General features: G+C 63.7%; 22 protein-coding genes. 13 read left to right on the plus strand and 9 right to left on the minus strand.

Annotation, left to right across the window (positions count from 1 at the left end; genetic code table 11):
• Positions 1-101: transcriptional regulator (locus tag AAF563_16340; GenBank protein ID MEM7122851.1), on the minus strand; the 101-nt coding region annotated here is incomplete at its 3' end.
• A gap of 114 nt (positions 102-215) precedes the next feature.
• On the opposite strand from AAF563_16340, the gene AAF563_16345 reads away from it, so the two are divergent.
• From AAF563_16345 to AAF563_16365, 5 genes are all read left to right on the plus strand, one after another.
• On the plus strand, positions 216-731 hold the full coding sequence (locus AAF563_16345; protein MEM7122852.1) for a flavin reductase family protein: 516 nt from the start codon (positions 216-218) through the stop codon (positions 729-731).
• 102 nt (positions 732-833) lie between these two features.
• Positions 834-1,646, plus strand: coding sequence for an enoyl-CoA hydratase-related protein (locus AAF563_16350; protein MEM7122853.1), 813 nt, complete (start codon positions 834-836; stop codon positions 1,644-1,646).
• A gap of 10 nt (positions 1,647-1,656) precedes the next feature.
• A complete protein-coding gene (locus AAF563_16355) occupies positions 1,657-2,613 on the plus strand; it encodes a 3-hydroxyacyl-CoA dehydrogenase NAD-binding domain-containing protein (GenBank protein ID MEM7122854.1) in 957 nt (318 codons plus the stop codon).
• A gap of 99 nt (positions 2,614-2,712) precedes the next feature.
• Positions 2,713-3,240 carry a GAF domain-containing protein gene (locus tag AAF563_16360; protein ID MEM7122855.1) on the plus strand — a complete coding sequence of 176 codons (528 nt, stop codon included), beginning with the start codon at positions 2,713-2,715 and terminating at the stop codon, positions 3,238-3,240.
• A gap of 64 nt (positions 3,241-3,304) precedes the next feature.
• Positions 3,305-4,192, plus strand: a complete 888-nt coding sequence (locus AAF563_16365; GenBank protein MEM7122856.1) for a 3-keto-5-aminohexanoate cleavage protein — start codon at positions 3,305-3,307, stop codon at positions 4,190-4,192.
• Between the two features lie 270 nt (positions 4,193-4,462).
• On the opposite strand, the gene AAF563_16370 is transcribed toward AAF563_16365, so the two are convergent.
• The 4 genes from AAF563_16370 to AAF563_16385 all read right to left on the minus strand — a co-directional run bounded on the left by AAF563_16370 (position 4,463) and on the right by AAF563_16385 (position 7,814).
• Complete coding sequence (locus tag AAF563_16370) at positions 4,463-5,221, minus strand: SDR family NAD(P)-dependent oxidoreductase (GenBank protein ID MEM7122857.1); 759 nt, start codon at positions 5,219-5,221, stop codon at positions 4,463-4,465.
• 9 nt (positions 5,222-5,230) lie between these two features.
• On the minus strand, positions 5,231-6,109 hold the full coding sequence (locus AAF563_16375; GenBank protein MEM7122858.1) for a TIGR01459 family HAD-type hydrolase: 879 nt from the start codon (positions 6,107-6,109) through the stop codon (positions 5,231-5,233).
• Between the two features lie 3 nt (positions 6,110-6,112).
• Positions 6,113-6,574 carry a DUF302 domain-containing protein gene (locus tag AAF563_16380; protein MEM7122859.1) on the minus strand — a complete coding sequence of 154 codons (462 nt, stop codon included), beginning with the start codon at positions 6,572-6,574 and terminating at the stop codon, positions 6,113-6,115.
• 100 nt (positions 6,575-6,674) lie between these two features.
• Positions 6,675-7,814, minus strand: coding sequence for an RNA methyltransferase (locus AAF563_16385; GenBank protein ID MEM7122860.1), 1,140 nt, complete (start codon positions 7,812-7,814; stop codon positions 6,675-6,677).
• Positions 7,815-7,879: 65 nt separating this feature from the next.
• On the opposite strand from AAF563_16385, the gene AAF563_16390 reads away from it, so the two are divergent.
• The gene (locus AAF563_16390) at positions 7,880-8,437 is read left to right on the plus strand and encodes a GNAT family N-acetyltransferase (GenBank protein MEM7122861.1); all 558 of its coding nucleotides are present in this window, start codon (positions 7,880-7,882) and stop codon (positions 8,435-8,437) included.
• On the opposite strand, the gene AAF563_16395 is transcribed toward AAF563_16390, so the two are convergent.
• Positions 8,438-9,412 carry a 2-oxoglutarate and iron-dependent oxygenase domain-containing protein gene (locus AAF563_16395; GenBank protein MEM7122862.1) on the minus strand — a complete coding sequence of 325 codons (975 nt, stop codon included), beginning with the start codon at positions 9,410-9,412 and terminating at the stop codon, positions 8,438-8,440. It abuts the gene before it with no gap.
• 52 nt (positions 9,413-9,464) lie between these two features.
• Positions 9,465-10,976 (minus strand): aromatic amino acid lyase, encoded by a 1,512-nt coding sequence (locus AAF563_16400; protein MEM7122863.1) that lies wholly within the window; start codon positions 10,974-10,976, stop codon positions 9,465-9,467.
• A gap of 474 nt (positions 10,977-11,450) precedes the next feature.
• Here AAF563_16400 and AAF563_16405 point away from each other — a divergent pair, with 474 nt between their 5' ends.
• On the plus strand, positions 11,451-13,511 hold the full coding sequence (locus AAF563_16405; protein MEM7122864.1) for an AsmA family protein: 2,061 nt from the start codon (positions 11,451-11,453) through the stop codon (positions 13,509-13,511).
• 26 nt (positions 13,512-13,537) lie between these two features.
• On the opposite strand, the gene AAF563_16410 is transcribed toward AAF563_16405, so the two are convergent.
• Entirely contained in the window at positions 13,538-14,854 is a 1,317-nt protein-coding gene (locus AAF563_16410) for an ATP-binding protein (protein ID MEM7122865.1), read from the minus strand.
• A gap of 84 nt (positions 14,855-14,938) precedes the next feature.
• A complete protein-coding gene (locus AAF563_16415) occupies positions 14,939-16,000 on the minus strand; it encodes a quinone-dependent dihydroorotate dehydrogenase (GenBank protein MEM7122866.1) in 1,062 nt (353 codons plus the stop codon).
• A gap of 119 nt (positions 16,001-16,119) precedes the next feature.
• On the opposite strand from AAF563_16415, the gene AAF563_16420 reads away from it, so the two are divergent.
• From AAF563_16420 to AAF563_16445, 6 genes are all read left to right on the plus strand, one after another.
• Positions 16,120-16,971 carry a branched-chain amino acid aminotransferase gene (locus tag AAF563_16420; protein MEM7122867.1) on the plus strand — a complete coding sequence of 284 codons (852 nt, stop codon included), beginning with the start codon at positions 16,120-16,122 and terminating at the stop codon, positions 16,969-16,971.
• Positions 16,972-16,994: 23 nt separating this feature from the next.
• Complete coding sequence (locus AAF563_16425) at positions 16,995-17,804, plus strand: class I SAM-dependent methyltransferase (protein MEM7122868.1); 810 nt, start codon at positions 16,995-16,997, stop codon at positions 17,802-17,804.
• Positions 17,805-17,881: 77 nt separating this feature from the next.
• A complete protein-coding gene (locus tag AAF563_16430; protein ID MEM7122869.1) occupies positions 17,882-18,859 on the plus strand; it encodes a metalloregulator ArsR/SmtB family transcription factor in 978 nt (325 codons plus the stop codon).
• Positions 18,856-19,761, plus strand: a complete 906-nt coding sequence (gene metF, locus AAF563_16435; GenBank protein ID MEM7122870.1) for a methylenetetrahydrofolate reductase [NAD(P)H] — start codon at positions 18,856-18,858, stop codon at positions 19,759-19,761. Before AAF563_16430 ends, metF begins: the two co-directional genes overlap by 4 nt.
• A gap of 83 nt (positions 19,762-19,844) precedes the next feature.
• On the plus strand, positions 19,845-20,690 hold the full coding sequence (locus tag AAF563_16440) for a MoxR family ATPase (protein ID MEM7122871.1): 846 nt from the start codon (positions 19,845-19,847) through the stop codon (positions 20,688-20,690).
• Positions 20,691-20,696: 6 nt separating this feature from the next.
• Positions 20,697-21,875 carry a VWA domain-containing protein gene (locus AAF563_16445; protein MEM7122872.1) on the plus strand — a complete coding sequence of 393 codons (1,179 nt, stop codon included), beginning with the start codon at positions 20,697-20,699 and terminating at the stop codon, positions 21,873-21,875.
• The last annotated feature ends 171 nt before the right edge of the window (positions 21,876-22,046 follow it).

Genomic DNA, 22,046 nt, shown 5'->3' on the forward strand with positions numbered 1-22,046 from the left:
CGGCTGACGGTCAGTTCCTGGGCCGCGCGGGTGATGCTCAAATGCCGGGCGGCCGCCTCGAAGGCGACCAGGCTGTTGACCGGCGGCAGGCGCATACGCAGGCTTTGCATGAAAAAAAGCTTACGCGAAGATCAGCCTTTTTCAAGTTTACCGTGGCCCCGCGAAGCGCCTCTACTGCCGGTTGTCGCAAGCGGCCATAGGCAAGAGGTCCGATCATGAGCTTTTTCGAGTGCGCTCCCCGTCTCGGCTTTCACGACGCCTTTCGCCAGGCGATGCGCGGCGTCGCCGGCACGGCGCATTTGATCACCGCGGTCGACAAGGAAGGCGCCTGGTACGGCATGGCAGCGACCGCGGTATCGTCGGTGTCGATGGCGCCGCCATCGATTTTGGTCTGCATCAACCGCGACGCCGCCACCTGCGCGCCGATCGACGAGCGCGGCCAGTTCTGCGTCAACGTGCTGGCCGACGATCACCGCGACCACTGCGCGCGCTTCGGCCGCCCTGACGCGCGCCACACCCGGTTCCAACACGGCGAATGGCGGGATCATGACGGCCTGCCCTATCTGGGCGACGCCCAGGCCGCCATCTTCTGTGACGTCGCGCAGCGCGTCGTGCACGGTACGCATATGGTCTTCATCGGCAATGTCAGTGACATCATGCTGCCGCGCGAGACGGTCAATCCCCTGGTCTATCTCGACCGCAACTTCGTCTCGCTATCCGCCTCCGCTTGAAATCACAGAGTACTCGTCTGACGGCCGGTTGACGTCGGATCCGCGATTGCCGCGGACCGCGCGACGTGGCATGTCGCAATAAGAACAGGAGAGACATCGCCCATGGCTGACACCGACACCGGCATGCGTCTTGAACGGCGCGGCCATGTTCTGGAGATCACGTTGGATCGGGGCAAGGTCAACGCGATCGACAACGCCATGAGTCGCGAACTCGGCAAGGCGTTCGTTACCTTGCGCGATGATCCCGAATTGCGTGTCGGTCTGATTACCGGCGCGGGCGAGAAGATCTTCTCCGCCGGCTGGGATCTGAAGGCGCTCGACAGCGGCGATCAGGCCCTCGACAACTGGTGGGAGACCGAGGACGCGGCGTCCGGCGGCTTTGCCGGCATCACCGAGATGTGGGACCTGAACAAGCCGGTGATCGCTGCGCTGAACGGCATGGCGATCGGCGGCGGCTTCGAGATCGCGCTCGCCTGCGATCTCATCATCGCGGCCGACCACGTCCAGTTCCAACTGCCGGAAATGCCGCTTGGTATCGTGCCTGATGCCGGCGCCCTTCAGCGCCTGCCGCGCCGCCTGCCCTACACCATCGCGCTGGAGATGCTGCTGATGGGCCGGCGCATGCCGGTCGAGGAAGCCCAGCGCTATGGCCTCGTCAACCTGATCGTGCCGGCGGCAGATCTTATGGCAACGGCGCGCGCCTGGGCCGATCAGCTCGCCGAGTCGGCGCCGCTCGCCGTCCAAACGGTGAAGGAGGTGTTGCGCGCGGTCGAAGACGACACCATTCAGAACGCCTTTCACACCATGCGCACCGGCGATCTGCCGACCTATCGTCATATGCTGCGCTCCGACGACGCCAAGGAAGGCGTGCGCGCGTTCGTCGAGAAACGCAAACCCAACTTCAAAGGCGCCTAGGAGCCTCGCGATGGCAAGAAAAGAACCCGGCGCAGTCACGCGCATCACCAGCATCGGCGCCGGTCCGATCGGCGGCGGCTGGTCGACCTATTTCCTGGCCAAAGGCTATGACGTCACCGCCTATATCCATGACGCCAGCGAAGAGGAGCCGCTGCGCGCGCTTATCGACAACGCCTGGGCCGCGATGGAAGAGCTGGGCGTGGCCGACGGCGCGTCGCGCGACCGGCTGACCTGCACGACCGATCTGGCGGCGGCCGTCGCCGAAGCCGATTTCGTTCAGGAAAGCGTGCCGGAAATCCTCGACCTCAAACAGTCGATCTACGCCCAATTGGGCGATCTGGTGCCCGACGACGTCGTCATTGCATCGAGCACCTCGGGCCTGATGATGACCGACATCCAGGCCACGTGTTCGACGCCGGAACGCACGGTGACCGGCCATCCCTTCAACCCGCCCTATCTGATGCCCCTGGTCGAGGTCGTCGGCGGCGAGAAGACGGCGCCCGAGACCGTTGCCTGGGCCGGCGCGTTCTACGAGCACGCCGGCAAGGCGCCCTTGATGATGACCGCCGAGGTGCCGGGATTTGTCGCGACGCGCCTGCAGGAAGCGATCTGGCGCGAAGCCCTTCACATGGTCAACGAGGGCGAAGCCACGCCGGAGCAGATCGACACCGCCATCGTCAACGGGCCGGGGCCGCGCTGGGCCATCATGGGACCGTGCATGGTCTATCACGTTGGCGGCGGCGAAGGCGGCATGGAGTATTGCCTGGAGCAGTTCGGCCCGGCACTGAAACTGCCGTGGACCCGCCTGGTGGCGCCGGAGCTAACGCCGGAACTGCGCGCGAAGATGATCGAGGGCTGCGACCGGATGGCCGGCGACAAGGACTTCCGCCAGTTGACCCGCGAAATGAACGACAGCCTGGTCGCTATCGCCAAGGCGCTCAACGCCATCAGGGCGATGTCAGGCTGACGGGAACGTCGCTTTTCGTGTCGAAATTCGCTTGGTGCGCCCGATGGGATCGTGAAGGATGCGCCAGAACGAATCGCGATTAGCAAAGGGGCAGGCGCCATGGCCGTACCGGCGGAACTGAAGGCCGTGTTCGGGGCCGATACATCGGACAACGCCAAACTGGACGCGCTGATGAAGGTCATGTGCGATGTGCTGCACTGCGATCGCTGCCTGCTTTTTCTACGCGACCCCGACAGTCGGAAGTCGCGCTGTACCCACGGCTATCAGACCAAACCCTCCTACGCGCTTGACCGGCCCGATGATGGCTGGGCGGCAGAACCGGAGAACCTGGTCGGCGACGACCCCATGTTCGCGGAGGCCATGCACAATCCCGAAGCGCTCTACATCGACAACATCGAGACCGCCTCGCCCGATCTGGTCAACGCGGCCTATGAGCGCGAACACTTCAAACACCAGGCGCTGGTCCATGCGCCGCTGCAGCATGACGGTAAGCTCTACGGCATCCTGGAACCCTGCACGATCGAAGCGCCGCGCCAGTGGACCGAGGCCGATCGCGAGGCGATTGCCTGGACCATGAAACAGCTAACCCCTATCGCCGTGGCCTATGTCGCCGCGAATTGTCACTAATCCTGCTGCGATCCCCAAGCCTACTGAAACCGGGGTCGTACCAACACGTGAGGACCAAACGACCATGAACACCGATGTCATCATCACCTGCGCCGTCACCGGCGCCGGCGACACCACCGGCAAGAGCGATAAGGTGCCGGTCACGCCCGAGCAGATCGCCAATGCCGCCATCGACGCCGCCAAGGCCGGCGCCGCCGTCGCCCACATTCACGTGCGCGACCCGGAGACCGGCAAGGGGTCGCGCGATGTCGGCTTGTTCCGCGACGTCGTCGAACGGGTCCGGGCCAGCGATGTCGACGTTATCATTAACCTGACCGCCGGCATGGGCGGTGATCTGGTCGCCGATCCCGACAACCCGTCGGTGCCTGCGGAGGGCAGCGACCTGATCGGTCCTTCAGAGCGGCTTGCCCATGTCGCAGAGCTGATGCCGGAGATCTGCACCCTGGACTGCGGCACCATGAACTTCGGCAACGGTAACGAGACCTATCTGAACACCGCGGCCTTCATCCGCCAGATGGCCGCCGACATCAAAGACCTCGGCGTCAAGCCGGAGCTTGAGGTGTTCGACCTCGGCCAGGTGCGCCTGGCGAGCACGTTGGTCACCGAAGGTCTGATCGCCGATCCGCCGCTGTTCCAGGTCTGCCTCGGCATTCCCTGGGGCGCGGGCGCCGACACCCGCTCGATGGCCGCCATGGTCGACGGCCTGCCCGAAGGCGCCAACTGGGCGGGCTTCGGCATCAGCCGCATGCAGATGCCCATGGTCGCGCAGGCCATGCTGCTGGGCGGCAACGTGCGTGTCGGTCTGGAGGACAACATCTATCTCGACCGTGGCGTTCTGGCGTCAAACGGCGATCTGGTCGCCCGCGCGGGCGAGATCATCCAGCGCCTCGGCGGCAAGGTCCTGAACCCCGAAGAGGCCCGCCAGAAGCTTGGATTGCCGACAAAGCACTGAGACCGGATCGCGGTGAGGTGGAACCGCTTGACGGTTTCACCTCACCGCGTGAATCCGCTCTCCATTGATTGAGTAGAGCGGGTTCACCTGCCTTCCCGGCATCGCGCCGCGATGCCATCACAAAAGGACCTGCTCTATTGGATCGAAAGTATTAGGAAGACTTATCCACAAGGGGTGTCTTCTTTTACCCCCTATTGGTTAGTACTTCGTTCGGCTTTTGTTTCGCGATGTTCTCATTTCCGAGCAGCCAGCTCGGGATTCATCGCGGAATCAGCTGGAATCGCTCGATAGCGCGCCGCCATCCATGGCCAGCATAGAACCTGTCATGAACGCGGCCGCTGGCGAGCAGAGGAACAGAATACCCTGGGCGACCTCCTCAGGCGTCCCGATACGGTCCAGCGGGTACCATTCCTTCAGGTCGTCTCGGGTCGCGCCCGGCTTGCCGAAGATATCCAGGTTCTGATCGCCCATCTCGGTCGCGATGACCGCCGGGCAGACGCAGTTGACGCGAATGTCGGGCGCCAATTCCTGCGCCATCGCACGGGTCAGGTTCACCACCGCGCCCTTGGTCGCGCAGTAGATTGTCGTCTGGGCGGAGCCGGCGAGGCCAGCGCTGGAACCGAGATTGACGACGGCGCCCTTCGACGCGCGCAGCACCGGCAACAGCGCGCGCGACAGGAAGAACGTCGCCTTGACGTTGATGTCGTTCAGGCTGTCCCAGGCCGCCTCGTCGCTGTCCTCCATGGAAGCGACGACATAGATCCCGGCGTTGTTGACCAGATAGTCCAGCCCACCAAGGCCATCGACGGCGTTCTTGGCGACCACCTCACAGACGGCGACCTCGGAAAGATCACCGGGTGCCGCCACCATCCGGTCGCCGCCAAGCTCGTCCATCAACCGGTTGACGCTTGCCTGGCTGCGGCCGTTGACTGCCACGCTCGCGCCGGCCTCGAGAAAGGCCGCCGTCGTCGCGCGTCCGATGCCACGGGTGGCACCGGTCACCAGAACCTTCTTGCCGGAAAAATCCATCGTCCTCTCCTACCAGCGCAACAGGGGTATGGCCGCCACCGGGCTCACATTGGCCTCGCGGCAGGCGGTGTCGACCAAGTCTTGGTCAGGCATGACGTCAGGTGCAATACCCCAGTCGTGGGCCGGCAGGCCGCCGGTGATCCAGACCGCGTCAAGGCCGGCCAGGCGCGCACCGAGGATATCGGTGTGCAAACCGTCGCCAATCGCCAGCGCTGAAGCGCTTGGCGCCTCGTGGAGCACATCAAGGCAATGGCGGTAGACGCCGGGCAGCGGCTTGCCCTCCTGGCGCATGTCACCGCCCAGCTCGACATACCGCTCGGCAATGCGTCCAGCGCAGAGTTCGCGCGAGCTGCCGCGTAGCACCGATTTGTCCGGATTGGTACAGACCATGGGCAATCCGAGTTCCAGGAACTCGGCCAACATGTCTTCGAAGTCACCGAGCTGCTCGTCCCGGCTCCTGATGCCGCAACACAGGACGAAGTCGGCGTTCTTGGCGTCCGGCACACGCTCGAAGTCCAGGCCATCCAAGAGCTTGGCGTCGGGCTCGGTACCGATATGGAAGAAACGGCGGCCCAGACCGGCATACCAGGGATCGGTCGCCTCCTCGATCTCCAGCCTGACCGCCTCGCCAGCCGTCATGATGGCATCGTAGGTGCCGGGCTCGACCCCCATGCGCACCAGTTGCTGAGCGACGGCCGAGGACCGGCGCGGCGCGTTGGAGAGGAAGATGACCTTGGCGCCGTCGCCCCGGACCCGCGCCATCCAGTCAAGCGCGTCTGGATAGGCCGCAATGCCGTTGTGAAGACAGCCCCACAGGTCGACCACGTAGACGTCGTAGCCGGCGCCCAGTTCCTGGAGACCGGCCAGTCTCGGTACGCCCGATGTCACGCCTCAGCCGCCGGAGGTCGCGGCATCGGTCATGCCGCCGAGGCCCTTGTTCATCATCTCGATGCGCTCGGCCTCGCCCTCGATGCCGTAGCGCTCGACGATCAGCGCTTCAGGTTTGGCGTAGGCGAGCCAGACGTTGCCGTCGGCGTCTTCATAGACGACCACCTTGATCGGCAGGTCGATGCCGATGAGCGGGTTCTTTGCCATCAACGGCGTGCCGAGCGCGGGTTTGCCGAAGATCAGGACCTGGTTCGCCGCCAGTTCCATATCGACAGATGCGGCCGCTGCCGCATGATCAACCCGCGCGATGACAACGAAGTCTTTCTCCTGAACGATCGCCTCCAGGCGATCCATCGTCTCCTGCACCGAATGGGCGCTTGGTTTGATGACAAAGTCATCGTTGGCCGCCGCCAGGCCTGGCAGAGCAACGGCAAACATCAGCATCAGAACGGTTCGTCGGATCATGGCGATCTCCCCAGATTTCGGCGCCCGGCGCACAATGCCAGATAGGCACCACATGCCGTCAAGGACCGAACACGGCCGGCACTTCTCCTGGCCTTGCTTTCTAGAGCTCCTGCAGGCTTCCCAGACCGCGATCGAGGATCGTCTCGACCGCCAGCATCATGGTGACGTAGCCCTGCCAATCCACGTCGTCGGGGTCGACATGGGTGAAGCTCGACACCAGAAAGAGCTCGGTGTCCGGTACGGTTGTCCGAAGATTCAAACTCTCGGTATAGGGCACGATCTGGTCGTCCAGGCCGTGCACCAAGATAAGCTTGCCGCCCAGGGATTCGAGGTCATGGCGTGACGGCGACAGCGTCGTCAGCGAGGTCAGAATGGACGGCGGTAACGCCTGAAGCAGCGCGCCCGACCTGTCGGGATCGCGGTTCTCGAACAGCTCCATCAGCGCGACGGCATCGCTCCCCAGATAGGCGCGTAGGTTGGAGAGATCGACATCCGGGTTCTCCGCCCGCAGCCGCGCTGCTTCCTGCAACAATTCGCCTTCGGCGGGGTCAGGCCAGCGCTCGGCGTTGGCCGCCATGAAGACCCAGCCGGCGCGCAGATTGCCAGGGCCATACTGCCATTCGGTCTCGCCCGTTTCGCGGAAGGCGCCAGTGGTCAGGTAGGTGATCACGCTTTCGGCGTCGTGGTAGCCGCCCAGGGCGACGACGTAATCGACCCGGTCGGCAACGCGCGCGTCGATCGCGGCGACCATCGCCGGTCCGGCGGCATAGGACACCGCCGCGATACCGACCGGCGTCTCGTCGACCGCCTCGCCGGTCCGTGCCTTGATCGTCGCGATCAGTCCTTCGACGTCGACCTCGCTGACCATCAGGCTGCGTGATCCCGGCAGATCGGGCACGTGAACCGCGAAACCGGCGCGCGCGAACGTCTTGGCGAGCGCCATCAGCCGCCCGTCGTCCTTGCCGGCGGGCGAGAAGCCGGGCACCAGGATCAGATGACCGCGATAGCCGTTGCGGTCTACATAAGTGTCGACCGCCAGGGTGTCGCCGGACATCGGCACGAACCCGGTCGAGCGGACCGGCTCGTCGGTCATCTCCTTGATCAGGCTGGACCCACCGGCAGCCACCATGTCCTCAAGCACCATGGTCGGCGTGGCGAAACGCCACAGCAGAAAGCCGACGACAAGCAGGCAGACGAGGACCAGACCAAGGCCGGTCCGGAACAAAAGCCGGCGCGTCACGGGCTTGCTTTCTTCACCGCAGGGCCCCAAGCATGGGCGCATGAACTGGTCTAGTGGATTGCGGCATGGTCGAAGTGCCTGAACTCTCTACTGAACGGCTGATATTAAGGCCGCTTGATGATGGCGATCATGGGGCGATGGCGGAGCTGTTCGCCGACGCCGACGCAATGTGGGACCTGATAGGCATTCCCGGCCGACCAAGCGATGGCGACGGTCTGGCACGCTATTACATCGAGCGTTCGATGTGGAGTTGGCAGCACTACCGCGCGGGGTTGTGGAGCCTGTCGTTGCGCCATCCCGACCCAAACCAGGCGGTCTTTGCCGGCTACGCCGGCTTTGTCATTGAACACGGCGAGAAACTCGACCCCGCCGAGAGCATCGAGCTCGGCTGGGCGCTGGCGCCGGACCAGCGCGGAAAGGGCCTGGCGATTGAGGCGACAAAGGCCGCCATGACCTATGCCTTCGACGTCCTGGGCAGCCGCCAGGTCGCCGCGATCACCAGCCCCGACAACTGGCCGTCGCGCCGGCTGATGGAACGCCTCGGCATGACCTATGAAAAGGACGTCACCGCCTATCAGGGCCGACAGGTCTACTACGCCATCGCGCGACCCGACGATGGCTGATCAGGCCGACTTGCGCCGGTGATCGAAGTTGCGGTTGGTGAACGCCAGGATGTGATCGAGATAGCGGATTGGCGGATGCTCGGGCGGTCTGTCGGCGCTTTGACATGTCGGCAGGCACGCGATCTCCGCCTCGAAATCGGGATCGAAGAAGAACGGGATCGAATACCGTTCAACGCCCGCCAGATTGACGACCCGGTGCGGCGTCGACGGATAGATCCCGTTGGTCCAGCGACTTAGGATCTGGCCAATGTTGACCAGGAACATGCCGGGCATCACGGGCGCGGGGAACCATTCGCCGTCGCGGCTTTGTATGTCGAGCCCGCGTACATCGGCCTGCGCCAGATAGGTGGTAAAGCCGGCATCGGTATGCGGCCCGGTGCCAAACTCCTCGCCGTCGAACGCGTCCTGCGGCGGGTAGTGCGAAATCCGCAGCGTGATGCTTGGTTCGCGGAACGATTTACCGAAGTGGTCGAGCGGCAGGTCGAGCGACGCGGCGAACAGCGGCAACATGCGCTGGCCCAACGCCTCCATCGCGTTCATGTAGGTCAGCATGGCGGGTCGGAACGCGGGCAGCTCCGCGGGCCACTGGTTCAGACCGCGCAACGGCAAACCCGCAACGACGGCGGGGTCGTCCGGGTCGCGCTCGCGTTTCATGAAGTAGGAAGCCACCAGATTGGGACGCGTCGCCTGATGCACGGTCGACGTTCGTTGCATGCTGGTTTGCGAGGCCATGTAGCCGATGTTGTGTTCGTTAATCGTGTAGGCCTGCTTGACGTCAAGTGGTAGCGCATGCAACGCGCGGGTCTCGGCAAAGGCACCATCGACCGTGTCATCGGGCACACCGTGCCCGGCCAGGAAGAAGAAACCGACATCGATGCAGGCGGCCCGCAGTTCACTGCCGAGGCGCTTGTATGAGGCTTCATCGCCCGTGTTCAGCGCACTGATGTCGATGACCGGAATGCCGCCGCTACCCATTACAAACCTCGATTCGTGTGTCGGATACCCGTCATGGTAGGCCACCCGGCGGTTAACCGCTACCCGCGTCAAGGCACGCATCGAACGCACCGTCGCGCAGCATGGTCGTAACCCTCTCCAGATCTGCCGTCATGCTGCGGTCGTTGTCCAGGGGTTCGACGGTTTCGCGAACGCGGTCGCGAAGTGCCCGTGCCACCGGCGCGATCTGGTCCAGACCGCGCAGATCGAGCGCCTGGGCAGCGACGATTAGTTCCGTCGCCATCAACTGCTCCATGAGGTCCAGCGCCTCGGCGGCCTTACGCACCGCAAGCGGCGTCATCGGTGCGTGATCCTCGACAGGGTAACCCATCGAGTCGAACACACTGGCCGGTTGCGCCTTCATGGCGATTTCCTTGGCCAGTGTCTCGGCCGTCAACGACAGCAGCGCGACGCCGGTATGGGTCATCCCACGCTTTGTCAGCAAATCGGGCAGATCGGTAAACTCGTTCTTCATCAGCCGAGCGACCCGTTGCGCGGCCAGCGATGCGGTCTGCGACAAAGCCAGCGCTAGGGTATCGAAGGCCACGGCCATCGCCGGGGTATGGAAGTTCCCGTTCGAGAGGATCTCCTCGTCATCGGCCAGCACCAGTGGGTTGTCGCCGGCGCCGTTGATTTCGACCAGCACGTTGGGTGCGCAGAAGTCGATTGCCGCGCGCAGGCTGCCATGAACATGGCTGACACAACGCAGGCTGATCGGGTCCTGCAGGCGCCGCGGCTCGCCGGCATCGAATAAGGCGCTGCCCGCCAGCTTCTCGCGCAGGCTTGCCGCCGCCCGCGCCTGCCCCGGTGCCGCGCGCGACCGCACGACACGGGGATCAAGCGGGCTTGGGTTGGCGCGGAACGCTTCAAAGGTCAAAACGGCGATGCCGTCGAGCAGTTCGGCGATATGGGCGGCGTCGTGAAGCGCAAGCGCGCCGTACCCGGCCGAGATCGAATTAGCGCTGCACAGCGCGAGACCTTCTTTTTCGAGCGGCTCAACCGGTTCAAGACCGGCCCGCGCCATCGCCTCGGCGCCTGCGACGGTCTCGTCGCGGTAGACCGCGCGGCCCTCGCCGATCAGGGGAAGCGCCAGATTGGCCAGCAGCGGCAGATCCGACGCGCCGACGGAGCCGACCGACGGCACAAGCGGATGGACGCCGGCGTTCAGCATGGCGCACTGGGTCTCGACGATGAGCGGCCGGACGCCGGCGCCGCCCTGGGCCATGCTGCTGGCACGCGCGGCGAGTGCTGCGCGGATTACTTCTTGCGGCAAGTAGGGCCCGGCGCCGCAGGCGCGCGCCAGGACGACAATGCGACTGAACCCTTCGCGTTCACCTTCCTGGATCTCGTGGACCACCCGTCCGCCGAGTCCCCGGGTGATGCCGTAGACGGGCCTGCCCTCGTCGGCGAAACGTTCGATCAACGCGCGCGACTGGTTCATGCGTTGGCGCGCCATGTCATCCAACGCCACCGTGCTCCCGCCACGCGCGACGGCCACAATCTCGGCGATGCCGATCGCCTCGCCGCCCAAATGAATGTCTGCCATCGCGCTACCTCCTCTGTGGGCGGAACAAACCCGCCACGCCTCCAGCTTCTAGACGTACCGCCGCGCCCTGCCAATCGCCCGAAACCCCCGGCCAGGTGACCATGATCACTAGCAATTTCACCCGACGGACCAACATTTAGGTTGTTCATAAGAACAACCAGTTTCGAAGACAGCGCAAACCTCTTCGAATCAGCACTTTAGCCCCCGCTGAGCCAGGCCTCGGGACAGCGGGGGCCTTCATGTCTGCACCCCAAAAACCCGCCAATCCACAAAAACACCCCTTTTGATCCGCTCACCGCGGTGACAAAAAGGTGTGATGAGGGCCATCAATGCGATCGCCTTGATGGCCCTTTTTGGACGCCCCCGACGCTGACAAAAAGCGCAATCGGCCATTGCTCCGGGACCGATGGACGTCTTATCAAGAACACATTCTGGCCCTATTGATTCGGCCGGGGCTGTTGAGTGGGGACTGTTATGAAAAAGATTCTGATTGGCGTTGGCGTCGTCATCGTCGTTTTGATCCTGGTCGTGCTGATAGCGCCGATGTTCATCCCAATCGATTGGGTGAAGGAAAAGGTCATCGCGCAGGTGAAGGAGAGCACCGGCCGCGATCTGAAACTGGACGGCGATGTCAGCGTTTCGCTGTTGCCCACAACATCGGTGGCATTGACCGACGTCGCGCTGAGCAATCGGCCGGGCAGCGATGTCGCGGACATGATCACGCTGAAGGGTCTGGAACTGGATGTCGGATTGTTTCCGCTGATTGACGGCCAGCTTGAAATCAACCGCTTCGTCTTGATCGAGCCGAATATCCATGTTGAGGTCGACGAACAGGGCCAGGGCAACTGGGTGTTCGAAGGCCAAGGCGGCGACACGACGACGACCGCCGAAGACACCTCCGGCGACACGTCATCGGGCGGCGGCACAGATCTGGGCAGCATCAAGCTTGGCGACGTGCGGATCGAAAACGGCCGCCTGACTTATGCCGACCTGGCGACCGGCGAAAAGACCGAGATTTCCGATCTGAACATCACGTTCGATCTGCCGGATATGGACAGCCCCTTTGTCGGCGACGGCAGCCTGACCTTCAACAACCAGCCGGTGAACTTCACGATTTCGACGGGCGCGCCGGCGGCGCTCCAAGCCGGCCAGCCGGTTGACGCGTCCTTTGAGCTGACCAGCGACAGCATCACGACAAAATTCAACGGCACCATGGCAACCGGAGACGGCCCTGCGCTGAACGGCGAATTGGATCTTCAGATCCCCAGCCTGTCTGGCCTCGTCGCGTGGGTCGCCGAACCCCTGCCCGAAGAGACGCCGGCACCGGAGACCATTTCGATCACGGGTCAACTCGACCTGGCCGCCGCGCGCTACGCGTTTAACAGCGCCTCGATCAAGATCGACGAGATGACGACCGAAGGCGACATGGCCGTCGACATGAGCGGCGCCGTTCCGATGGTGACCGCGTCGCTGGCCGTCGATCACATCAACCTCAATCCCTATATGGGCGAGCCGGCCGGCGATGATGCCGGCGCTTCCGGCGATGGCGACAGCACCGGCGGAACAGAAGGCGGCGATACGGGCGGCCAGCAGCAGGGCTGGAGCGAAGAGCCGTTTGACTTCTCCGCGCTCGACCTTCTGAATGCCGATCTCTCGCTCACCGCCCAGGCGATCACGATCCAGGAGATCAAGATCGGTCCCAGCGCTGTCGACGTCGACATCACCGACGGTTCGATGAACGTGAACCTGAAGGAAATGGCGCTTTACGATGGCCAGGGCACGGCGACCGTCGAACTAAACCGCGGCGGTTCGGTACCGCAGATCAACAAGACCCTGAATGTTCAGTCGATCCAGGCCCAACCGCTGCTGACCGATGCGGCCGGCTTTGACAATCTCTCAGGCACCGGCGCCATTCAGATGCAGGTCACCGCCTACGGCAATTCGCAAAAGGACATGGTCGACACGCTGAACGGCGACGGCAGCATCATGTTCCAGGATGGCGCCTTCCAAGGCATCAATCTGGCCAGCATGCTGCGCAACTTCTCCTTGGACGCGCTGCAGGGCGCCATGGACTCGACGCAGAAGACCGACTTCGCGGAACTGTCGGGCACCTTCACCATCAACAACGGCATCGTCAGCAACAACGACCTCTTGATGGTCGCGCCGCTGCTGCGCGTGACCGGCGAAGGCACGATCCCCATGCCCCCACGCACGCTCGACTACTTGGTGGTGGCCAAGGCCGTCGCTTCGCTGGAGGGCCAGGGCGGCGAGACGGATCAGGATGGCGTTCCTGTGCCGCTGAAGATCACAGGTTCCTGGGACAACCCGTCGGTTCAGCCGGACATGGAAGCCATGGCGCGCGGTCTCTTGGAAAACCCCGACGCCATCGGCGACCAGTTGGAGCAGCTTCAGGACGGCCTGGGTGGCGGCGAAGACGGTTCGGGTGGCGTCGGCGATCTGCTTGAAGGGGTTACCGGCGGCGGCGAGGACGGCTCCGACGACGCGACTGACGCGATCAAAGGCCTCTTCGACTAGAGCCTACCAAGGAGAACCTAAAGGGTTCAGCCGGTGTCGCGCTCGCCGTGCCGGGGCGAGATCATGCGAGAGGCCGGCAGCCTGATCGACACCTTGGTACCGACGCCCGGCCGGCTGTCGAGGCGAAGGGTGCCACCGTGAAGCTCGGTCAGCGCCTTGGACAACGGTAGGCCCAGTCCTGTGCCTTGATTGCGTGATTCGCCGGACTGGCCGAAGCGCTCGAGGACGCGGTCTTGGTCGGCCGGGTCAATGCCGACACCGGTGTCCTCGACGCAGATCGAGAAGTCCCCGTCGCTTTCGACGAAGCCGGACAGCGTGACCTTGCCACCATGACTGGTGAACTTGACCGCGTTGTCGAGCAGGTTCAGCAGGATCTGCTTGAGCTTCCGACCGTCAGCCAGCAACACCGCGTCGTCGGGTGATGACCAAGTCTCCAGCCCAATCGATATACGGCTGGCGCGCTCGCGCAAAAACCAGATGGATGAGTCGAAGGCCTCACGGACAATGACCTCTTCCTCGCGCAGTATCAGTTCGCCGGCTTCGTATTTGGAGAGGTCAAGAATGTCGTTGATCAGATCCAGTAGATGTTCGCCGCTGTCACGGATGAAGACGGCGTAGTCACGGTAGGCATCGTGGCCCAGGGCTCCGAGTTTTTGGTCAATCAGCAACTCGGAAAAGCCGCTGATCGCATGCAGCGGCGTTCTGAACTCGTGGCTGATGTTAGCCAGGAACTCTGTCTTCGAACGGTTCGCGGCGTCCGCCTCCAGCCTGGCGCGTTCCACGTTGCGCTCGGTCATCTTCAGGTCGGTGACGTCGTGGACGGTGTAAATGACGCGTGCCCAGGTTTCGCGATAGGCCGGCGGGACGTAATAGCTCTCCTTGATCCAGCGCGGCGCGCCATCCGGATAGGGTTGGCACTGGCTGGTCCAGGAGTGGCTGACGGCACCGCTGTCCAACGCCGCCAGCATGACGGCTGCCGATGACAGGGAGCCAAAGGGCGGGTCGTCATACAGACGTTCGACCAGAGCGCGCTTCGATGTCTCCGAGAAGAACGCCAGTGCCGCGTCGTTCATGTCCAATTGAACGACATGACTGTAGACGTCCATCAACAACGGCAGGTTCTGCTGAAGCTCTTGCTGCAGATCAGGACGCTCTCGCAGTCCCTTTTCTTCAAGTGCCGGCATCACGCCAGACCAGTCCTCGATCCAGATGGGCGTTGGCATCTGGTTGAAGACTTCGGCATAGACGGCCTCATCAATCCGCAGGGTCGGCTGCGCGTTGTTGAGCCGGTCCATGGCCTCAACCCATGCCTGGCTGCGGGCCTTCTCAAGATCGCTCGTCAAGTCGGAGGGCTCCCATAAAGCTTCCAACACCGGCAATTCTGCCACGACCCGCCGCCGGATGCGAAGACCGGTGCCGGCGCGGCATCAGGCATGATCGGCGCCCACCGCATCGGCGGCGGTCTTGAAGCCGTCTCGGCGCAACAGATCCGCCAGACCACTGTCAATCAGCCGGATCAGGCGCGGCCCGCCATAGACGAGTCCGGTATAGAGCTGGACCAATGTCGCACCGGCCCTCATCTTGGCGTAGGCGTCCTCTGCGCTCGCAATGCCGCCGACGCCGATCAACGGCAGCCGCCCGGCCGTTTCACGATAGACGTGACTTAGAAGCGCGGTCGAACGGGCAAACAGGGGGCTGCCCGACAAGCCGCCAGCTTCGTCCCGGTGGTGCGAGACCAGGTCATCAGGCCGGACCACCGTCGTGTTCGAGATAGTCAATCCATCCAGGCCCAGTTCAAGCGCCAAGTGCGCGACCTCCACGGCATCCTCGTTTGCCAGGTCCGGGGCGATCTTCAGGCAAATCGGACACGCGCTCGCCGCGCCGCTCAATCCCTGCCGGGCGGCGATCAGCGCCTCGAGCAGCGGGCGAAGACTGTCGATCGCGTGCAGGTCGCGCAGGCCGGGCGTGTTGGGCGAGGAGATGTTGACGACGACGTAGTCGGCCAAGGGCGCCATGACCTTAAGCCCGGCGACATAGTCCGCGATGGCGTCGGTGCTGTCCTTGTTGCGGCCGATGTTGGCGCCGACCAAGCCATCACCGGTTCGGGCCACGAGGCGGCGCGCGGCGGCCTGCAGACCGTGATTGTTGAAACCCAGCCGGTTGATCACCGCGGCATCGTCGACCAGCCGGAAAACGCGTGGTTTGGGGTTCCCGGGCTGGGGAAGCGGCGTCACCGTGCCTGTTTCGACAAATCCGAAACCCAGCGCCAGCATCGCTTTGAAGACGCGGGCGTCCTTGTCGAAGCCGGCGGCCAGGCCGACCGGGTTGGGAAAGGCGCGACCCCAGCAGTTTGTCGCCAGGATCGGGTCGCTTCTGGCGCCGCCACCACCGGCAAGCCCCGCCTCCAGGGCGCGCAAGGTCAGGTTGTGCGCCGCCTCCGGCTCCAAACAACGTAAGACGGGGCCGAACAGACGAAATGGATCCGGCACATTCCCTCACCGCGAGTTGACGCGCCCGTCAGCCTAACGCAAGCGCGTAAGACTGCACAGAAGGCTGGAGACGTGATAACAAGCCGCCCCTCCAGATTCCCAGCAAGAAGGATCGCGCCATGCAGTCCCTGACCTATTACGACGGCGACTTTACCGAAGGCAATCCCATGATCATGGGACCGATGGATCAGTCCTTCTGGTTTGCCACGATGATCTTCGATGGCGCGCGGGCCTTTGATGGCGTCCTGCCGGATATCGAGAAGCACAGCGAGCGCTGCCTGAAGTCCGCCCGCATCATGGGCATGGAGCCGAAGGAAACGCTGGAGGAGCTGATCGACTTGACCATCACCATGGCGCGCAAGTTTCCGCGTGACATGCAGCTCTACATCCGCCCGACCTATTGGTGCGGCGAGACCGACGCGCTTTATCCTGACCCGGATCTCACCAAGTTCCTGCTGTGCGTTCACGAGGCGCCGATGGAGGAACCTAAGGGAGGAAGCGTGATGCTGTCATCGTTTCGCCGTCCGGCGCCGGACATGGCGATGACTCTCGCCAAGGCCTCGAGCCTTTATCCGGTGACCGGCGAAGCGCTACGTGAGGCCCGGGCCAAGGGTTTCGGCAACGCGGTCATGTTGGACCACGAAGGCCATGTCGCGGAGTTTGCGACCTCGAACCTGTTCACCGCCAAGGACGGCGTCGTGCACACGCCGGTGCCCAACGGCACCTTCCTGAACGGCATCACGCGCCAACGGGTGATCGGCCAGCTTCGCGATACCGGCGTCGAGGTCGTCGAACGCTCGATGACCTATGATGACGTGGCGAGCGCCGACGAGGTCTTCTCGACCGGCAACTACAGCAAGGTCCTGCCGGTTACCAAGGTCGACGACCGCGATTTGCAGCCCGGCCCGATCTATCGCAAGGCCCGCGAGCTCTATTTTGATTTTGCACGGGAATCCGCCACCACTTACTGACGGATCCCGATGGGATGAGAACGATGAATGAAGCACACGAGATCAACAAGAAATGGTGGAACGAGGTAACGCCGGTGCATGTCGGCAGCGACTTCTATGCGGTCGACCGGTTTCTGGCCGGCGAGAACAAGCTGGGCGCGGTCGAGTGCGAGGCGGTCGGCGACGTCACCGGCAAGCGGCTCCTGCATCTGCAGTGTCACTTCGGCCTGGACACGATGTCGTGGGCCAGGCTGGGAACGAAGGAGGCGATCGGCGTCGACTTTTCCAGTGAAGCGGTAAAGGCGGCCACGGACCTCGCGCAGAAAGCGGGGCTCGCCGAGTGCGTGCGTTTTGTCGAAGGCGACGTCCAGGAAGTCGGCGTGGTCGAAGGCGGTGGCTTCGACGTCATCTACACCTCCTTCGGCACCATTGTCTGGCTGTCGGATCTGAAAAAGTGGGGCCAGACGATTGCCCAAAACCTCGCCAAGGACGGCTTCTTCTACTTCCTCGACAGCCATCCGACCTATCTGATGTACGACGAGGGCAAGAGCGATCTGACGTTGGCCTACGACTACTTCCACAACGAAGAGCCGATCATCGATCCGCCCGGCAGCGTCAGCTATGCCGACGAGAACTATACGATCCAGTCGGGCACCCACGAGTTCCAGTGGCCGCTGCAGGACATGTACGGCGCCCTGGAGGACGCGGGCCTGACCGTGTTCGAGACACGCGAGTACCCGTTCGGCGCCTGGCGCATGCTGCCGGATATGGAGATCGCCGAGGACGGCTACTGGTACCGCAAGCAGGCTGGTCTGCGCATTCCCCTGCTGCTCGGCTTCAAGGCGCGCTGGTAAGGCCATGAAGGCTCCTCGATGGAGCCATAAGACACTCGACCCTTGACATAAAGATATCTTTATATACTAATGTTCCCATGCCTGGAGACGCTACGTTCGATTCCATGCTGGCGGCGCTCAGGGCGGTCGGTGAGCCGACGCGGCTGCGCCTCTTGTGCCTGTGTGCCCACAACGACCTGACCGTCTCGGAACTGGTCCAGATCCTGGGCCAGAGCCAGCCGCGGATCTCCCGGCATCTGAAGCTCTTGTGCGAAGCCGGCCTCTTGGAGCGCCGTAGCGAAGGCAACTGGGCCTATTTTCGCGTCACCGACCGTGGTGCGGTGGCTGATCTCAGCCGCCATCTGGTCGACCTCCTGGGCCCCAGTGACACCGTGTTGCAGGGCGACCTCGAACGCCTGGACGGTCTGATCCGCGCGCGCATCGAACGCGCCGATGCCTACTTCGCGGCGAACGCTGCGCGCTGGCACGACATCCGTTCGCTCCATGTTGATGATGCCCAAATCGAACGCTGCCTGATCGATGCGATGACGGGCGAGACCGTCGACGACCTGCTCGACATCGGCACCGGCACCGGACGCATGGTGGAACTGCTGGCGCCCCATGTCGGCCGCGCCATCGGCATCGACCAGTCGCGCGCCATGCTGCAGGTCGCGCGCGCCACCCTGGAACGCCACGGGATCAAGAACGGCTCGGTCCAGCGTGCCAACATGTACAGCCTGCCCATGGCACCGCGTTCGTTCGACGGCGTTGTCATGCACCAGGTCCTGCACTACGCCGAGCGCCCGGCCGAGGCGATCGCGGAGGCCGGCCGCGTGCTGCGCGACGGGGCACCGCTTGCCATCGTTGATTTCGCCCGCCACGAGCGGACTGACCTTCGCGACAACCACGCCCATCGCTGGCTCGGCTTTGATCCCTCCGATGTCGCCGCGTGGGCCGCCCACGCAGGCCTTGCTGTCGACGACACGGTCGACCTGCCCGGCGGTGAGCTCACCGTTCTCATCTGGATCCTTCGCCGCCCACCTGCCGATACCCGACCGAACAGGAGTGCCCGATGACCTCAGCGCTTAACCTGACCGCGATGAGCGAGCGCGTTCACCCGCTCTCCCTGCCCCACGTATCCTTCGAGTTCTTCCCGCCGAAGTCCCGCAAGATGGAAGGCGCGCTGTGGCGCGAGATCAAACGGCTTGAACCGTTGGCGCCGCGTTTTGTCTCGGTCACGTTCGGTGCGGGCGGCGGCACGCGCGACACGACCCAGGCGACCGTCACGCGCATCCGCCAGGAGACGCGCCTGCAACCGGCCGCGCACCTGACCTGCGTCGGGCTGACCACCATGGAGGTCGACGACATCGCACGGTGCTACTGGGAGGCCGATGTCAAACACATCATCGCCCTGCGCGGTGATCTCCCGGGCGACGGCAGCGACGAGGTGGTCGGCGAACGCTATCATTCGGCGGCGGATCTGGTTGCCGGTCTGCGCGAGGTCGCGGATTTCGACATCTCCGTTGCCGCCTACCCGGAGGTCCATCCGGACGCCGCCAGTCCCGGCGCCGATCTGGATAACCTGAAACGCAAGCTCGATGCCGGCGCGTCGCGCGCTATCACCCAGTTCTTCTTCGATCCCGATCTCTTCCTCGACTTTGTCGAGCGCGCCCGCGCCGCCGGGATCACGGCGCCCATCGTGCCGGGCATCCTGCCGGTCACCAACATTCAGCGCACCATAAGCTTCGCCGAGCGCTGCGGCGCCACCGTGCCCGGATGGCTAATCGCGCTGTTCGACGGCATCGCGCCGGACGACGAGGAGACGACCAATCTGGTTGGCGCCGTCGCCGCCGCGGAGCTGTGCCGCTACCTGCAGGCACGCGGGATCGAAGAGTTTCACTTCTACACCCTCAACCGCGCCGACCTGACGACGGCCATCTGCCGCATTCTGCAGACACCGGTGCTGACGACACCTTAGAGACTGGTCGCAAAGGCAATTCCACTCCACGCCCAACTACATTAGGTTCGCGGCTCGGTTCGTTAGCCCTGTGGAGTTGCCCCGTGCGTTTTGAAGGTACCGATACCTATGTTGCGACCGAGGATCTGGCGGTCAGCGTCAATGCCGCCATCGCGCTGGAGCGCCCGCTCTTGATCAAGGGCGAACCCGGCACCGGCAAGACCATCCTGGCCGCCGAGATCGCCAAGTCGCTGGGGCGCAACCTCATCGAGTGGACCATCAAGTCGACCACCAAGGCGCAGCACGGACTCTACGAGTACGATGCTGTGGCGCGCCTGCGCGACGGCCAGTTGGGCGACGAGCGTGTCCACGACATCGCCAACTACATCGTGCCCGGCAAGCTGTGGCAGGCGTTTGTCGCCGACGACACGCCGGTGCTGCTGATCGACGAGATCGACAAGGCCGATATCGAGTTCCCCAACGACCTGCTCCAGGAACTCGACCGCATGGAGTTCTTCGTCCACGAGACCCAGGAGACCGTGCGCGCGCAACAACGCCCGATCGTCGTCATCACCTCGAACAACGAGAAGGAACTGCCCGACGCCTTCCTGCGCCGCTGTTTCTTCCACTACATCCGGTTTCCCGACGCCGACACCATGGCGCAGATCGTCGAGGTGCATCACCCCCAGATCAAACCGCGCCTGGTCAGCGAGGCGCTCAACGTCTTCTTCGAACTGCGCGACGTGCCGGGCTTGAAAAAGAAACCGTCAACGTCGGAACTGCTCGACTGGCTGAAGCTCCTGATGGTCGAGGACCTGCCGCCGGACGCGCTGCGCGCGCAAGACACCGGCACGCTCATCCCGCCACTCTACGGTGCCTTGCTCAAGTCCGAGCAAGACGTGCATTTGTTGGAACGGTTGGCGTTCCTCAATCGCCGCGAACGAGGCTGACGCCAGATGTTCGTCACGCTGTTCACCGAATTGCGTGATGCCGGCGTGCCGGTCTCGCTTAGGGAGTATCTCGATCTCCTGGAAGCGACAGACTACGGGCTCGCCAATTACAAGGTCGACGACTTCTATTACCTCTCGCGCACAGCGCTGGTGAAGGACGAGAAGTATCTCGACCGCTTCGACCAGGTGTTCGGTCATGTCTTCAAAGGTCTGGAGGCGCCTGACGGCAAGGACGGCACCGCCGAAATCCCAGAGGAGTGGATCAAGCGTCTCGCCGAACTCAACCTGACCGACGAAGAGAAAGCAGCGATCGAAGCCATGGGTGGTTTCGAGAAGCTCATGGAGACACTCAAGAAGCGCCTGGAGGAGCAGGAGAAGCGCCACCAGGGCAGCAGCAAGTGGATCGGCACCGCCGGCACCTCACCCTTCGGCGCCTATGGCTACAACCCCGAAGGTGTCAGGATCGGCCAGGACGGCAACCGCAACTTCAGCGCCGTCAAGGTGTGGGACAAGCGCGAGTTCCGCGACCTGGACGGCGAATCGGAGATCGGCACCCGCAACATCAAGGTGGCGCTGCGCCGCCTGCGCCGTTTCGCCCGCGAGGGCGCGGCCGACGAGCTCGATATCGACGACACCATCCGCTCGACCGCCAAGAACGGCGGCTGGCTGGACCTGAAGATGGTGCCGGAACGCCACAACGCCGTGAAGGTGCTGTTGCTGCTCGATATCGGCGGTTCGATGGATTGGCACATCCGCGCTTGCGAGGAGTTGTTTTCCGCCGCGCGCACGGAGTTCAAACACCTCGAGCACTATTACTTCCACAACTGCCTCTATGAGAGCGTGTGGCGCGAGAACGCGCGGCGTCACCGCCAGCGCACGCCGACCTTTGATCTCATGCACACCTATCCCGCCGACTACAAACTGGTCTTTGTCGGCGACGCCTCCATGAGCCCTTACGAGATCGCCGTGCCAGGCGGCAGCGTCGAGCACATGAACGAGGAAGCGGGCGAAATCTGGCTGCGCCGCATGCTGGCGCTCTACACCAAGGCCGTCTGGCTCAATCCGATCCCTGAGGACCGCTGGCGCTACACCGGCTCCATCGGCATGATCCGCGAGATCATGGAAGGCCGCATGTTCCCGCTGACCCTCGAAGGCCTCGACGACGCCATGCGCGCGTTGGTCTGACGTCTGTTGGAGTTAACGCACGACAGGACCTGCAACCCTCCCTCTCCCCAGCGAGGGAGAGGGCCGGGGTGAGGGGGCCGCGCGGGACAGCGCGCATGGATAACTGGCGCTGGCGTCTCCAGCGCACGCACCCCTCACCCTACTCCGGCAATGGCGCTGACGCGCCCAAGC

It is taken from the genome of Pseudomonadota bacterium (genome assembly GCA_039028155.1).
In the GTDB taxonomy this organism is placed as follows: Bacteria; Pseudomonadota; Alphaproteobacteria; order SP197; family SP197; genus JANQGO01.